Source organism: Ruegeria sp. J8 (assembly GCF_056531925.1).
The window spans coordinates 1-13,046 of sequence record NZ_JBQFMR010000024.1 but is presented as its reverse complement, the minus strand read 5'-3'; the positions used below and the strand labels follow the sequence as shown (position 1 = coordinate 13,046).

Genomic DNA, 13,046 nt, shown 5'->3' with positions numbered 1-13,046 from the left:
CCACCCAGCAAAATCAACCATCTTCCCGCCCAACTCAACATGCAAGTCATACAAAGGCGTGCGCCGCGGTAATGTCATATCTATAACCTTTCAAAACCTGGCATCCCGTACCGCCGCGTTATTTGCGCTGGTCGCTCAACATGATCCCACCACAAGCTTCCGAGGTCTCAGCCGCAAGTCAACAACCTTAAACACAAGACCCAACTCGGCAGGTGAAACCAGAGGTGTATACGGGCGCATACAGCAGTTTTGTAGCGTATAGGAAACTTTTTTCCGTTACGCAACACTTGAAATTGCCAATGCAACCCAAGTCATTTCTGCTTTCCCGCAAAGCGCGCGCCAAAGGGTGAAATTCCCTGGTTCAAGTCCGAAGCCTCTGGTCCCTCGGTTCAAGCTGTCATAAGACTTCGCCCCGGAAGGGACGGACATGTCACATATAACTCTGATACGCCACGGTCAGGCCAATACCGCCGCGCGGGACGAAGCTGATTACGACAAGCTGAGCGAACTGGGACATCAGCAAGCGCGTTGGCTGGGGGCGCATCTGCGCGACACACAAGCCAACTTTCCTCGGGTCTATTCAGGAACGCTGAAACGCCATTTGGAAACAGCGGCCAGCATGGGTTTTCCGAACCCCGTGCAAGATCCGCGTTTGAACGAGATCGAGTATTTCAACATCGCCAAGCTCTATGAAACACAACACAACGTGGCCGTGCCCACAGACCGCGAAGGGTTTGTGGAACACCTGCCCCGCACATTCGCCGCGTGGGCGAGTGGTGAAATCGCCAACGCACCAGAAACGTTTGAGACCTTCGAAACCCGCGTGCGCGACGCTCTGCACGATATTGGAACCGCAGGGGGCCCTGCGATTGTGGTGACATCAGGCGGGCTGATCTCAATGGTCGTGCGGCAGGCGATGGGGCTGGATATCCCGGCGATGGCGCGTGTGGCGCTTGCCATCATGAATACGTCGATGCATCGTCTGCACCCAATTGGTGCGCAGCTGAGCCCGGTGCTGTTCAATGCAGTGCCGCATCTGGAAGCACCCGATCGGCAATACGCCCAGACCCACCTGTAAGGAGGCCCTTCATGCAGCTTTACTATGCTCCCCGTACGATTTCAGTCGCCGTGGCCATCGCCTTGGAAGAGGCCGGGCTGGAATACGAGGCGATCAAGCTGGATTTCGCAGGCGGTGAGCAGACCAAACCCGCCTACAAGCAAATCAACCCTAAGGGTCGTGTGCCAGCGCTGGTAGTAGACGGAGGTATCCTGACTGAAACGGGCGCACTGTTGGACTATATCGCAACCATAGCGCCCGAGGCCAGGCTTGTGCCCTCTGATCCGATGATGGCCGCGCGGATGCGCGAGGTGATGTACTACCTTGCCTCGACCATGCATGTGAACCACGCCCACAAGATGCGCGGGGCGCGGTGGGCTGACAAGCAATCCAGCTGGAAAGACATGCAGGGTAAGGTAGCGCAGACGATGACCGCGTCCTGCGACTATATCTCCTCGAACGGGCTGCGTGGGCCTTTTGTACTGGGGGATGAGTTCTCGCTGGCGGACGCTTATCTGTATGTGGTCTGCAGTTGGCTCGAGGGCGACGGCGTTGACGTTACAGCCTTTCCCAAGATTATCGCGTTCCGAGACGCGATGGAGGCGCGGGCATCGGTGCAGACCGTACGCGCTGCCGGAATGCTCTGAAAAAGGAACGACGATGACACATCTCTGGGTCCGGGCAGAACAGCGCCCGAACGAAGAACGGGTTGGGCTTACCCCCGAAGGCGCCGCAGCTTTGATCGCCGCAGGCATCCGCGTGACGGTCGAGGAAAGCTCGGTCCGCGCCATCCCGCTGGACGGATATAAGGCGGCCGGGTGTGAGGTCGCAGCTGAGAACTCCTGGCCCCAAGCCCCGCTGGACGCGATAATCTTTGGCCTTAAAGAACTGCCAGAGGACGGCACGCCCCTGCCCCATCGCCATATCATGTTCGGCCATGCTTATAAGGGCCAGCATTCTGGACGCGCCCTATTAGAGCGCTTCAAGACCGGGGGCGGAACGCTTTATGATTTGGAATATCTGGTCGACGAAGACGGCCGCCGGGTCGCTGCCTTTGGCTATTGGGCCGGTTATGCGGGCGCGGCGGTGACACTGAAGACATGGGCTGCGCAGCAGCGGGGGCAGGAATGCCCTCCGGTCGGGGTGTACACCAACAAAGACGCGCTGAACGCCGAGTTGCTGGCCGAGCTGGACGCCACGGGCACCCGCCCCCGTGCTATCGTCATCGGCGCCTTGGGCCGCGTGGGCACGGGTGCTGCGGATTTGTGCGAGGCGATGGGAGTCGCTGTTACAAAGTGGGACATGGCCGAGACCGCCAGCGGTGGACCCTTCCCCGAGATCCTCGACCATGATCTGTTCCTGAACTGCATCTTCGCTCGCCCCGGCACGCCGATCTTTGTCCCGCGCGAGGCGCTCAGCGCACAGCGCAACCTGACCGCCATCGGAGACGTGGCCTGCGATCCGGACAGCGACTATAACCCAGTGCCAGTCTATGACCGGGCGACCACATGGGACGCCCCCGCGCTGCGCGTGGCCACCGACCCGGTGATGGACGTGATGGCCATCGACAACCTGCCCTCGATGCTGCCGGTCGAAAGCTCGGAAGACTATGCCACGCAACTGCTGCCCTCCCTGCTGACCCTGACCGATCTGGACAGCGGCGTCTGGGGCCGCGCACGGGCCGAATTCGTCAAACATTGTTAGGCAAGGCGAACCATGGAACACCTGATCGGGGCAACAGCGGCAATTTTGGGAACAGTATGCTGGTTGCCTCAAACTCTCAAAACTTGGCGCACCCGCGAAACAAAAGACCTGTCCCTTCCCGCCAACTTGCTGATTCTGACCACGCTGACACTGTGGCTGATCTATGGGCTGATGATCGCTGCGTGGCCGTTGATCCTTGGCAATGTGATATCGATCCTGCTTGTCGGTGCGATTGTAACTGCGAAACTTAAATTCGGCTGAAAGCCAAAAAGGAGCATACGAATGACCATCCATTGGTGTGGCACCGGCCTGTCGGCCATCCCCGGCCTGCGCCGCCTGATCGAGGGCGGTCACAAAGTCACCGTCTGGAACCGGACCATCGACAAGGCCAAGGCTGAGGTCGGCGACCTGACGGATGAAATTCGCGCATTTAACATAGACGCTTTGGGCGCGGTGTTGGAAAAGGGCGATGTGATCGTATCCATGCTACCCGGCGACTGGCATGTACCGCTGGCCGAATTGGCGATCTCCAAAGGCGCGAACTTTGTGTCGTCATCCTATATCGCCCCCGAAATGCGCGCGCTGGATGACAAGGCGCGCGAAGCGGGTGTTGCCCTTGTCAACGAGGTCGGGCTGGATCCGGGCATCGACCACCTGATGGCGCACGCATTGGTCGCTGACTACCGCGCCTCGGATGCTTTTGACGCGCAAAACCACCTGAGCTTCATCTCCTATTGCGGCGGCATCCCCAAAAACCCCAACCCGTTCCGCTATAAATTCAGCTGGTCGCCTCTGGGCGTTCTGAAAGCCCTGCGGTCGCCGTCAAAATCCATCCGCGACTACGCGCCGCTGGACGTTGCCCGCCCGTGGGATGCCATCACCAGCTATATTGCACCGCTACCCGCTCCCGAAAGCTTTGAGGTCTATCCCAACCGGGATTCTCTGCCGTTCATGGCCGAGTACCAGTTCGACGATCACTGGACCGTCAAGGAATTCGTCCGCGGCACCCTGCGCCTGAACGGCTGGGCTGATGCCTGGTCGGACGTATTTACCGAAATCGAGACCCTCTCGGGCCCCGAAGGTGACGCGCGTTTGAAAGAGATGTCGGATCAGTTCTGGGCCGAGAACGCCTATGACGCTGGCGAGCCCGACCGCGTGGTTCTGTGCGTGAGCCTGAAGGCCGAGAAGGACGGCATTCCTGTCTGGCACAAAACCTATGTCATGGACGCGTGGGGCGACGCGCGCGGCACGGCGATGGCGCGCCTCGTCTCAGTGCCGGTGTCACTGGCCGTCGAAGCAGTTCTGAACCGGGCCATTCCGGCCGGGGTTCACGCGGCACCCAGTGACCCGAAACTCGTGGAAACATGGATGGCCGAGATCGACAGGCTGGCACAGCACCTACAGATAGAGACCCACTGCAACTGACCGTTCAGCTTGAAAAGCCATTCCAAGGACCCCGGAATGGCTTTTTCGAAAAGACGCTACCCAACCCTGCGTGATGCGGTCAGATATACCTGTCGATCGTTGTTTCAATATCGCTGCGATTGATCCCTAACTCCGAGAGTTTGCGATCACTGAACCCGTCCAGATATTGTGCGGCACGAACGATATCGGCTCTGATCGCCTGGATCCTCATCGCTCTGTCGAACAGCAACAATGCGCTTTCGGCCGGGGTCAGCCTGCCATTCAATGAAACGTCATCAAACATATTCAGGGTCCTTCCTTCTTTGCTACTTTGAGCTGGGCGAGGGCCATGTCAGTTGTGGTAAGAAACGCCGCGATAGACACTTTGGTAAGCGCGCTTTTTGATCTCGGCGCGCGGGACGCCGATATCCGCCAACTGTGCATCATTCAGGCTTTCCAACTCCCGCACGGTCTTTGCGAAAATCCGCCGCCGAAAGAGCTCGGTCCGTGCCTCTGCATAGTCTGCTATCATCCCGGCAAAAACGTTTTTCGGCGCTGGGGCGGCATGAGTATTGGCCATGGTAATTCCTCCAATTCCTAGTGTCCTGTTGATGTCGTACAACAGATAAAGGAGGCGGAAGTTAAGGCTGCTATTCTGAACGATTAAGGAAAGTTTAGGCGAAACTGAAAGCGTGTTTTCGCTTTGTCTGACGGTGTCAATCTAAGCAGAACGAGATGCGTTCAGAAATTCTCTATCCCTTTTTTGGGACTATGAATTGATGTCGTTGCGCTGAGCTTTTTTACAGTTTTTTGGAAGTCTCTTCCTCGGTCGCCTCTGTCTTTGGGACTATGTTCAAGGGGCGATTGATGCGATCACGTGAGCCCAAAAAACGCGGACTTAGGCAGTTGTCCGTACAGGTTCCCCTAAGCTCGTTGGAAGCCCCGCAAATGGAGCATTCGCTGTGTGGGGATCTCTATCACCATGGAAACAAGTCATATCTTATCTCTAAATTTTATTCGTGAGTTCTTAATTCTCTAACTACCCGAAACCCAGCAAATCTTACCCGACTCGCGCCTATGACACGTCCACGAGAGCCCGCCCGTACATAGTCCATTGCGAGGCCGTAAGCTCCACCTCGAACGACATTGGATTCGCACACAGTCGAAACAGCGTGTTGAAAATAACGGCTGGACGTCCGCCACCCTTCGTACCTCTTGGACCAATAAGACATCGTCAATTCCGCAACATTGCCTGACATATGCCTTAGCCCCCACGCGTTCGCGGCATTGAGTTGGTCAACCTGTACAGGTAGCCGGCGTGAGACCAGATCATGGCGATCTACTCCCAACATCTTCGCGGTCGCGGAACCGCTAAAGTTTGCCTGATCAGTAGAAACCTCTTCGCCCTGGGCAAAGGACGTCTGAGTTCCCGCCCGCGCGGCGTATTCCCATTCAGCCTCGGTTGGCAGCCGATAGACCTCGGCTCCAACCTTTTGATTAAGCCAATTCGTATAACTAATCGCATCTTCAAACGAGACGTAGATAACCGGGAAATTTCCGGTCAATGACACACAGGAACCATCGATCTGAGGAATACAATTTTGCGGAACGATCCCGCCACAGCCCCCATCTTGGACACACGCCATCCATTGATCGTAGGTTACTTCGTTGCGCCCCATTGCAATTGGAATGTCGATTTCTACACGGTGAACCGGACCCTCATGTTTTGCGATATAAGGAGCCTCCGGCGTAGCGGTACGCGTTTTTCCATCAGCAAAATACTTGGTTCGCCGAGATTCCCCTGGAGGCCCACCCATCATGAACTCACCCTCGGGAAGCGCGATCATCTCGGGGCAGACATCGCATTCCTGGAACATCTCAAGCGGCGCGACGGTCGTGCCGTCCTCTAATTGATGTTCCGCAGAAAACACCGTCGCCGGAACAGTCAGAAGCCCAGCTATGAGGAGTGCTTGTTCCACTGCCCTAGAGCAGTGTTCAGCCCTTTGGCCAAAGTCAAACGGAAGAGATGCCCAAATAGAAAACAATAGTGAATACATACTCGCCACCCAACACAATCAGTCTCTGTTGAAAATACTAATTCTGATTCAACTAGTTGATTAGCTAGTCATGAACCGATGAGCCTCACAAAACCGTTACTCATAGTGAAATTGTTAGTGAGGAGAAAACCGGACCTTAAGCGCCGGGATCCGTGTCTGCCATCCAACTGGCTTTTCGGACGTTCAACGGGACGCAAAATAGCAATCCGTTTGAAGGTCGGGACCGAATTTGTTGTGACCCGCGTGCTTTCCAATTCGGGTTTGAACTTTGCAATGCAATTGACGCACCGAGCGTGCCAAACTCGTGAAAGTTCTCGGCTAAAAAAGACAGATTGGGCATGGGCGAGTTCAGATGACCAGTGAAACCCGGTAAGCGGTAAAAAGTTAAAACCGGCATCGTTAGGTTTTGGTTTGGTGCCTAAAGTTTGATATCTGTTCCCGTCAGTCGGTTCAGAAAATCACATTGAGCATCACCAAGGAAACCAACAAAAACAGGACGGTCATGATGCCCCCGGAACGCACAAAGTCCATTACCTTGTAACCCGCGGGCCCCATAATCAGTGCGTTTACCTGATGAGTCGGAATGATGAAGCTGTTCGAGGTCGAGATTGCAACTGTTAGCGCAAAGGCCGCTGGGTTTCCGCCGGCAGCTACGGCAATTGAAACAGCAAGGGGCACGAGCAGCACGGTTGCCCCGACATTCGACATAACCAGGGAAAACGCGGTGGCCAATATTGCGACACCGGCTTGAAGCGCCCAAATCGGCCAACCGTTCAAAATGATCATGATTTGCTGGGCGATCCAAGCTGCGGTGCCGGTATTTTGCACCGCCTGCCCCAGAGGTATCAGGCATGCCAGCAGGAAAACCGTGTTCCATCCGACTGCCCTGTATGCCTCATCGACACTGAGTACCCGCGTGAGCATCATTCCAGCGGCGCCCGTCAGAAGGCAAAGGGACAAGCGAACGTCGGTGAACAGTATCAGCGACAGCGATATTGCAAAGAAGGCCAAAGCCCAACCGACCTTCTGAGGCCGTAGCTCATCTTGCGGAAAATCTGTTGTCACAACCACGAAGTCTGGATCCTTTTTGACCCGCATCAGGTTGTCCCACCTCGTATGCGCGACAAGCATGTCGCCCGCGTGAAACTCTTCAAGTCCGATCTGAGTGGACGCGTGCGTATCAGTCTCGACGTGACTGAGAGTTTCTTCTCCTCGATGAATAGCAAGCAATGACATGCCGTACGTCTTTCGGAACAAAAGCTCGCGGGGGCATTTCCCGATCAGCTTGCTATCAGGTGTCACGACGACTTCGGCTATTCCGGCATTGGTTGGCGCAAACTCTTCTACGAAGATATCCAGTTCAGGAAGAACAGTCAGACCAAATTTCTCTGCAAACTGTTCGACAACCGAGCGGTTTCCTATGATGGCAAGCCGGCACGGAGCGGCAATCTCGGCGGTAAGAACCTGAACCATGGAAGTCTTACCGCGATAAAATGTGGATATTATGTAGAGATGATTTTCATGGTTGATGTCAGCCAGTATCTGCCCGACCAACGGGCTTTTTTCTGGCACGATCACTTCGAAAATATCCGCCTGCAAGCCGTAAACCCGTTGCAGGTATTCCTGCGTACCCTGTCCTGTGCCGGTGTTGTCGGACCCGGTGTCTTCAGGCAGCACCCAACGCCCAAACAGAAGAAAATAACCGATCCCGGTCAGGATTAAGGCCGCGCCAATTGGCGCTACCGAGAACAGCCCGAAGGGTTGGATTTTTTGGCCTTCAGGTAGCCCCTCGTTTGCAGTCTGGACCAGGTCGTTCAGCAAAATCAGCGGAGAAGACCCGACCATAGTCATCGTGCCGCCAAGAATGGCGCAAAACCCCATGGGCATCAGCAGGCGGGACAGGGGTATTCCCGACCTCGTAGAAATGCGGCTGACGACCGGCAAAAACAGCGCAGCCGCTCCGACATTCTGCATGAAAGAGGATATGATGCCGACCGTTCCTGACACAATCGACAGGACCCGGCTTTCAGCCGTGCCGCCATATTTTAGAATGACCGCCGCAACCTTGTTCATGATACCAGTTTTATCCAATCCGGCACCGACGATCATGACCGCGATAATAGAAATCACAGCGTTCGACGCAAACCCATCGAACAGATGCGAAACGTCCGCCAGGTTCTCAAGCCCGGGTACGTAGCTGAGAAGTCCGACGAGAACCAGAACCAGTATGGCGGAGAGGTCAATTCTGACAATTTCTGACACGAACAAGAAGACGGTGAAGGCCAACAAAACGCAAACCACACCCATCTCAAAAGTAAAGGTAACTTGTTCCAAGGAGCCCACCGAGACTTGGATATTCTATTTAAAGTAAAAACCTAAACCATCGCGCCTACGCTGTCATGAAATTTCGCTTTTTGGCCAAGCTACGAAACAAAATTTCAGGGCAAAGTAAAAGGATTTCGCTTCATGGTGAATGCGGGGAACCACGTTCCACCGTCGCCTGTAACAGAATACAGCCCGAACCGGACATTCAAAAACAGACTGTGCAGTCCCTGTTAGCGGACCCTACTGACATTGGGAAAGTGGATTTCGCTGATGCAGTATGAACTTGAAATTTCCGTTAGCCTTTCGTTGCAGGTATCGCATTTCACCATTGCCGAAACTGCCAATAGAGTAAAAACAGAACCGAGTAGTCCCAAAGCGGTTGGGCGAACAGTCGGTTACAATTTCCGCACTATAAGCGCGGTGAGAGCGCACAAGATTTTCGGGCTAGTACAAAAAAATTCAAAAAATAGTATATATTTGTTTTTACCTTGATATTGTCGTTTTATGAATTCGATAGCCAGAATTACGCGAGGAATAGGCGTCGCCTTTAAAGATGGCAGGGTCAAAGGCCTTCTGGCCTTCACAACCGGTATGATCCTGTGGGCGTCTGTATTCTATCGCTATGTCGAAGGTTGGAGTTGGCTCGACTCCATCTACTTTTCTGTTGTGACAATATCGACTGTAGGGTTTGGCGACTTTTCTCCTGAAACCGCAGCAGGCAAAATCTTTACAATGTTCTACATCATCGTGGGGCTCGGCATTTTCGTGACTGCAGCGACCACGGTGGCGGATACAATCCTGTCCCAAGATGACACCAAAGGGGACGATTAATTTTTGCTCAAATGAGTCAACGCAATTTCATACGCAGGCTATACATCTACAGACCAGGCCTCTGAAATACGAATTTACAAGAGAATTCAGGTTTCTGCAGGTCCCTCCAATTTAAAAATATACATATTTCGTTTTTTGAGTGTAACATTCAGAAAACAAATATTGGAGGGATGGTATGGAAAAGACCCAGGACGCGAAGATTGTCGATCTCGCGATAAGATTGCTGTTTCTCGGACTATTCCTTTACAGCGCTTTGGTAATGGTGGCACCGCTGGCAAGCGTGGTGATCTGGGCGACGATTCTATGCGTCGCACTCTATCCAGTTTTCGATTGGCTACAGTCCAAGTTGGGCGGGCGGAAGAAACTTGCTACGACGATTTTGGTTTTGTTGGGTCTTCTTCTGACTTTGGGGCCGGTCGCAACAGCGGTATCGGGGGCAGCCGAGCTTGGATCTGAGTTTGCAGAGCAAGCTGACAGCGGCGAGCTAAAAGTCCCACCGGCACCAGAAGGGCTAAAAGAGCTGCCCCTGGTCGGCAACAAGATTTCTGAAGTTTGGGGCTTATTTGAACGAAACCTTGATGGCGCGCTTGCCAAATACGGCGCGCAGATTCTTGAGATCACCAAATCGCTGTTCGGACGGGTGCTAAGCATCGGACTTGGGCTCTTGGCACTGGCTTTGTCCGTCTTGATTATGGGTGCCTTGTTCAGCCCTGGCCCAAGTCTTGTGCAAGGCCTTCAGCGTTTTGCCAACCGAGTCTTTGCGCCCCGGGGCGGCGAATTCGTTACACTGGCAGGCGCGACGATCCGCAATGTGACAAAGGGTGTGATCGGCGTGGCTGCGATTCAGGCGGTCGTAGTTTGGGTATTGTTGGCGCTGTTCGGGATTGGCTCGGCCGCGACGCTGGCGTTTATTTGCCTGATCCTTTCGATTATCCAAATTGGACCCGGTTTGGTTCTTCTGCCAGTAGTCATCTACGCCTGGAGCACCATGTCCGGTGGCACAGCGTTGATCTTCACCGTACTGGCCGTTCCCGTAGCGATTATGGACAGTTTCCTGAGACCTGTATTCATCTCAAAGGGCCTCGAAACTCCCATGCTGGTTATCCTCATTGGCGTTCTCGGTGGCATGATGGCGTATGGCTTGATCGGTATTTTTATGGGGCCTGTTCTGTTCGCTGTATTCTATGAACTGTTCAAGGTCTGGATCGATGCGCCTGCAGAAGCCGAAAGTGAAGCTGAAGGAGCGGCGAAATGAGAAAGACGATTTGGACCACTTTGGCCGTCATTCTTATTTTCCTCGTCTGGTACCTTGTCGCGGACCGCAAAACCCCGTTTACCGGGAATGCCAGAGTAAAGGCCGTCGCGACCCAAATTGTTCCACAGGTCACCGGTACAGTGACCGAAGTTCTTGTCGAAAATGGACAGGTTGTCTCGGCAGGTGATGTTCTGGTTCGGATTGACCCCAGGCCCTACGAAATTCAACGCGACAAGGCCGAAGCTGATCTGGAAGCCGCTACGCAGGAAGTGGGCGCATCCTCGGCAGAGGTGAGGGCTGCGCAAGCCAAATTAGCCCGGGCCCAGAGCGATCTGGATACGATGCGGATTCAAACAGAGCGCGTGTTTGCGCTGGAAAGAAAGGGATTGATCGCCGTCTCAAAAGCCGATGATGCCCGAGGCCAATTGGCAGAGTCTGAGGCAAGTTATGAGAACGCTAAAGCGGATTTGGAAAAAGCAAAGCAGAGGCTGGGTGACGACGGGATCGAAAATCCAAAAATACAACGCGCATTGGCGGCCTTGGCAGATGCAGAGTTGAACCTCGAGTGGACGGAACTTCGCGCTCCGGCGACGGGTGTCATATCCAATTTGTTGATAGCCCCTGGTACATACGCACGATCTGGTCAGGACCTTTTGACGTTCCTAGATGCAACCGACGTTTGGATTGAGGCGTATTTTACTGAAAACAACTTAGGCCGAGCTGCAATAGGTTCTCCTGTCGATGTCGTGTTGGATATGCACCCCGGTAAAATTGTCCCGGGTGTTATTGAGAGCTTCAGCGCGGCTGTATCTTTGAGCGGAGGCGATGAACCCGGCCAGTTGGCGAGCCCGCCAAGTACCAAAGGGTTTCTACGCGAACCAGAACGGTTCCCTGTTCGGATCGTGCTGCCGGGGTATGAGGCCGGAAGCGCCGACGACGACCTACGCTTCCAACTTAACGGGCAGGCCGACGTGATCATGTATCTGAGCGACAATTCCCTGCTGAACATGGTCGGCCAGACCTATATCCGTTTGGTTTCGATTCTTTCCTATGCCTATTGAGGGCCGGAAATCCATTTTCAGGCTCGCCTTGGGTGTGACCGGCGTCTTTACCTTGGGCCTGTTTTTAGGATGGCCCTTGGCGGTTGTAGGGGCTGTTTTCACTGCACTCTTCCTGCAAGCACCCGCTGCGCTGCCGTTAGCAGCATTCACCAAATTGTTTGTTTTCTCGATAGGATTGATGTTCATCTCATTTCTGTTGTCGTCGATCTTCGCACCCTACCCAGTGGTATTCCTTATTCTGGTGGCCATCGGGATCATCCTGTCCTTCATGTGGTCAGTTTCAGGGGCTGGTGTTCTACCTGGTGTCATAGCGCTTATGGGGGCATTGATGATCCCGAACCTCGCCCTCCAATCGCAGGACCTAGCGCTTGTGCTCGTGTTCTGGATACCGATAAACCTGCTATTTGCAGGTTTCGTATCGACGCTGATGTTTGTGCTGATCCCAGCAGATCTTCAATCAGCCGCCGAGAAGAAAGCTGACGCGCCACCCGTATTTGATCCGCACCGGCGGATCGTCAGAATGTCACTTGTGACTGTGCCATTTGCCATGGTGTTTTTTCTATCTGGCGCATCTGCCTTATTGGTTCTGTTCTTCGTCGCCCTTTTGAGTCAGCAACTGGCAGCCATGCCTTCAATGGGTAAGACCGTCGCCAAAGCGATGTTGACAGCAAACCTGCTTGGAGCTGCGGTGTCGATCATCTGTTATGAAGTAAACGTGATCGCACCAGTTATTCTGACGCCAATTTTGTTATGTCTGTTCTTCTGCTTCACCCTCGGAGCGCTTGGAAAGTCTCAGGCCGCTCTCGCCGCGGCAGCCGGCTCGGCGTTGACGACTGTCCTGATCGTTTATGGTGGGTCGATTGCGCCATTTTCGGATGAGGCCGACGTCAAAAGTATTACGCGCGTTTTGCAAGTCGCAGGGGCCGCATTCTTCGTAATTGTCGCCTATGTCATAGTCGACGAGTTCTGGCCGGAGAGAGAAGTGCAGGTCGCTTGAGCTTAACTAGGTAAAGTGTTCAACCATCCAATAAAGCTACCAACTAGATAGCCCTTGGACATCAATGTCGCTTTTCAAGCGCGCATTGACAACTCGGGCAAATTTCTTTCGGATTCGAATTTACTATCAAGTTTTTGAACACAGCGACTTTCACGCTTTGCACTCTTGCGGCTCAAACGGACACTTTCTGTTCTAGGCTAGTGTAGTTTGCATCTCTGGCCTTCATTGCAATGCGCACCAATGAGGGGTTGTTCCGCTGCCGCCCCAATGTTGCTAGTCTTGCACATGCGTTATCGGACCCGTCGATCCTCACAGGAGCTTTGGAGATCATCCGGGTCCTTATCGAACGGGTCAC

13 protein-coding genes are annotated in these 13,046 nt (G+C 54.1%); 9 read left to right on the top strand and 4 right to left on the bottom strand.

Annotated elements, in window-relative coordinates; all coding sequences use genetic code 11:
- Positions 1-427: 427 nt before the first annotated feature.
- Genes ACR0L1_RS23495 through ACR0L1_RS23475 form a run of 5 tightly spaced genes read left to right on the top strand, consistent with a single transcriptional unit; the run spans position 428 to position 4,186 of the window.
- Positions 428-1,078: a histidine phosphatase family protein gene (locus ACR0L1_RS23495; protein ID WP_170791769.1), complete on the top strand. Its 651-nt coding sequence runs from the start codon at positions 428-430 to the stop codon at positions 1,076-1,078.
- An 11-nt stretch (positions 1,079-1,089) separates the two neighbouring features.
- The gene (locus ACR0L1_RS23490) at positions 1,090-1,704 is read left to right on the top strand and encodes a glutathione S-transferase family protein (RefSeq protein ID WP_480861077.1); all 615 of its coding nucleotides are present in this window, start codon (positions 1,090-1,092) and stop codon (positions 1,702-1,704) included.
- 13 nt (positions 1,705-1,717) lie between these two features.
- Positions 1,718-2,761, top strand: a complete 1,044-nt coding sequence (locus tag ACR0L1_RS23485) for a saccharopine dehydrogenase (RefSeq protein ID WP_480861075.1) — start codon at positions 1,718-1,720, stop codon at positions 2,759-2,761.
- 12 nt (positions 2,762-2,773) lie between these two features.
- A complete protein-coding gene (locus ACR0L1_RS23480; RefSeq protein ID WP_170775820.1) occupies positions 2,774-3,022 on the top strand; it encodes a SemiSWEET family sugar transporter in 249 nt (82 codons plus the stop codon).
- A gap of 21 nt (positions 3,023-3,043) precedes the next feature.
- The gene (locus tag ACR0L1_RS23475; protein ID WP_480861073.1) at positions 3,044-4,186 is read left to right on the top strand and encodes a saccharopine dehydrogenase family protein; all 1,143 of its coding nucleotides are present in this window, start codon (positions 3,044-3,046) and stop codon (positions 4,184-4,186) included.
- A gap of 79 nt (positions 4,187-4,265) precedes the next feature.
- Here the strand turns inward: ACR0L1_RS23475 and ACR0L1_RS23470 are convergent, their stop codons facing one another.
- The 4 genes from ACR0L1_RS23470 to ACR0L1_RS23455 form a co-directional block, all read right to left on the bottom strand.
- The gene (locus ACR0L1_RS23470; protein WP_170775824.1) at positions 4,266-4,469 is read right to left on the bottom strand and encodes a hypothetical protein; all 204 of its coding nucleotides are present in this window, start codon (positions 4,467-4,469) and stop codon (positions 4,266-4,268) included.
- Positions 4,470-4,517: 48 nt separating this feature from the next.
- Complete coding sequence (locus tag ACR0L1_RS23465; RefSeq protein WP_480861071.1) at positions 4,518-4,745, bottom strand: DUF1127 domain-containing protein; 228 nt, start codon at positions 4,743-4,745, stop codon at positions 4,518-4,520.
- A gap of 433 nt (positions 4,746-5,178) precedes the next feature.
- Complete coding sequence (locus tag ACR0L1_RS23460) at positions 5,179-6,222, bottom strand: formylglycine-generating enzyme family protein (protein WP_480861069.1); 1,044 nt, start codon at positions 6,220-6,222, stop codon at positions 5,179-5,181.
- Positions 6,223-6,672: 450 nt separating this feature from the next.
- Positions 6,673-8,556 (bottom strand): SLC13 family permease, encoded by a 1,884-nt coding sequence (locus ACR0L1_RS23455; protein WP_419555667.1) that lies wholly within the window; start codon positions 8,554-8,556, stop codon positions 6,673-6,675.
- Positions 8,557-9,051: 495 nt separating this feature from the next.
- On the opposite strand from ACR0L1_RS23455, the gene ACR0L1_RS23450 reads away from it, so the two are divergent.
- From ACR0L1_RS23450 to ACR0L1_RS23435, 4 genes are all read left to right on the top strand, one after another.
- On the top strand, positions 9,052-9,378 hold the full coding sequence (locus ACR0L1_RS23450) for a potassium channel family protein (RefSeq protein WP_170775830.1): 327 nt from the start codon (positions 9,052-9,054) through the stop codon (positions 9,376-9,378).
- 175 nt (positions 9,379-9,553) lie between these two features.
- Complete coding sequence (locus ACR0L1_RS23445) at positions 9,554-10,633, top strand: AI-2E family transporter (RefSeq protein WP_170787525.1); 1,080 nt, start codon at positions 9,554-9,556, stop codon at positions 10,631-10,633.
- Positions 10,630-11,694, top strand: coding sequence for an HlyD family secretion protein (locus ACR0L1_RS23440; protein WP_480861066.1), 1,065 nt, complete (start codon positions 10,630-10,632; stop codon positions 11,692-11,694). The genes ACR0L1_RS23445 and ACR0L1_RS23440 overlap by 4 nt, the downstream gene beginning before the upstream one ends.
- Complete coding sequence (locus tag ACR0L1_RS23435; RefSeq protein ID WP_480552994.1) at positions 11,684-12,691, top strand: DUF2955 domain-containing protein; 1,008 nt, start codon at positions 11,684-11,686, stop codon at positions 12,689-12,691. Before ACR0L1_RS23440 ends, ACR0L1_RS23435 begins: the two co-directional genes overlap by 11 nt.
- Positions 12,692-13,046 lie beyond the last annotated feature (355 nt).

Excerpts from the sequence above, each read along its gene's own strand:
- ACR0L1_RS23495 (WP_170791769.1), top strand. The coding sequence starts at position 428 with ATGTCACATATAACTCTGATACGCCACGGTCAGGCCAATACCGCCGCG.
- ACR0L1_RS23490 (WP_480861077.1), top strand. The coding sequence starts at position 1,090 with ATGCAGCTTTACTATGCTCCCCGTACGATTTCAGTCGCCGTGGCCATC.
- ACR0L1_RS23485 (WP_480861075.1), top strand. The coding sequence starts at position 1,718 with ATGACACATCTCTGGGTCCGGGCAGAACAGCGCCCGAACGAAGAACGG.
- ACR0L1_RS23480 (WP_170775820.1), top strand. The coding sequence starts at position 2,774 with ATGGAACACCTGATCGGGGCAACAGCGGCAATTTTGGGAACAGTATGC.
- ACR0L1_RS23475 (WP_480861073.1), top strand. The coding sequence starts at position 3,044 with ATGACCATCCATTGGTGTGGCACCGGCCTGTCGGCCATCCCCGGCCTG.
- ACR0L1_RS23470 (WP_170775824.1), bottom strand. The coding sequence starts at position 4,469 with ATGTTTGATGACGTTTCATTGAATGGCAGGCTGACCCCGGCCGAAAGC.
- ACR0L1_RS23465 (WP_480861071.1), bottom strand. The coding sequence starts at position 4,745 with ATGGCCAATACTCATGCCGCCCCAGCGCCGAAAAACGTTTTTGCCGGG.
- ACR0L1_RS23460 (WP_480861069.1), bottom strand. The coding sequence starts at position 6,222 with ATGTATTCACTATTGTTTTCTATTTGGGCATCTCTTCCGTTTGACTTT.
- ACR0L1_RS23450 (WP_170775830.1), top strand. The coding sequence starts at position 9,052 with ATGAATTCGATAGCCAGAATTACGCGAGGAATAGGCGTCGCCTTTAAA.
- ACR0L1_RS23445 (WP_170787525.1), top strand. The coding sequence starts at position 9,554 with ATGGAAAAGACCCAGGACGCGAAGATTGTCGATCTCGCGATAAGATTG.
- ACR0L1_RS23440 (WP_480861066.1), top strand. The coding sequence starts at position 10,630 with ATGAGAAAGACGATTTGGACCACTTTGGCCGTCATTCTTATTTTCCTC.
- ACR0L1_RS23435 (WP_480552994.1), top strand. The coding sequence starts at position 11,684 with ATGCCTATTGAGGGCCGGAAATCCATTTTCAGGCTCGCCTTGGGTGTG.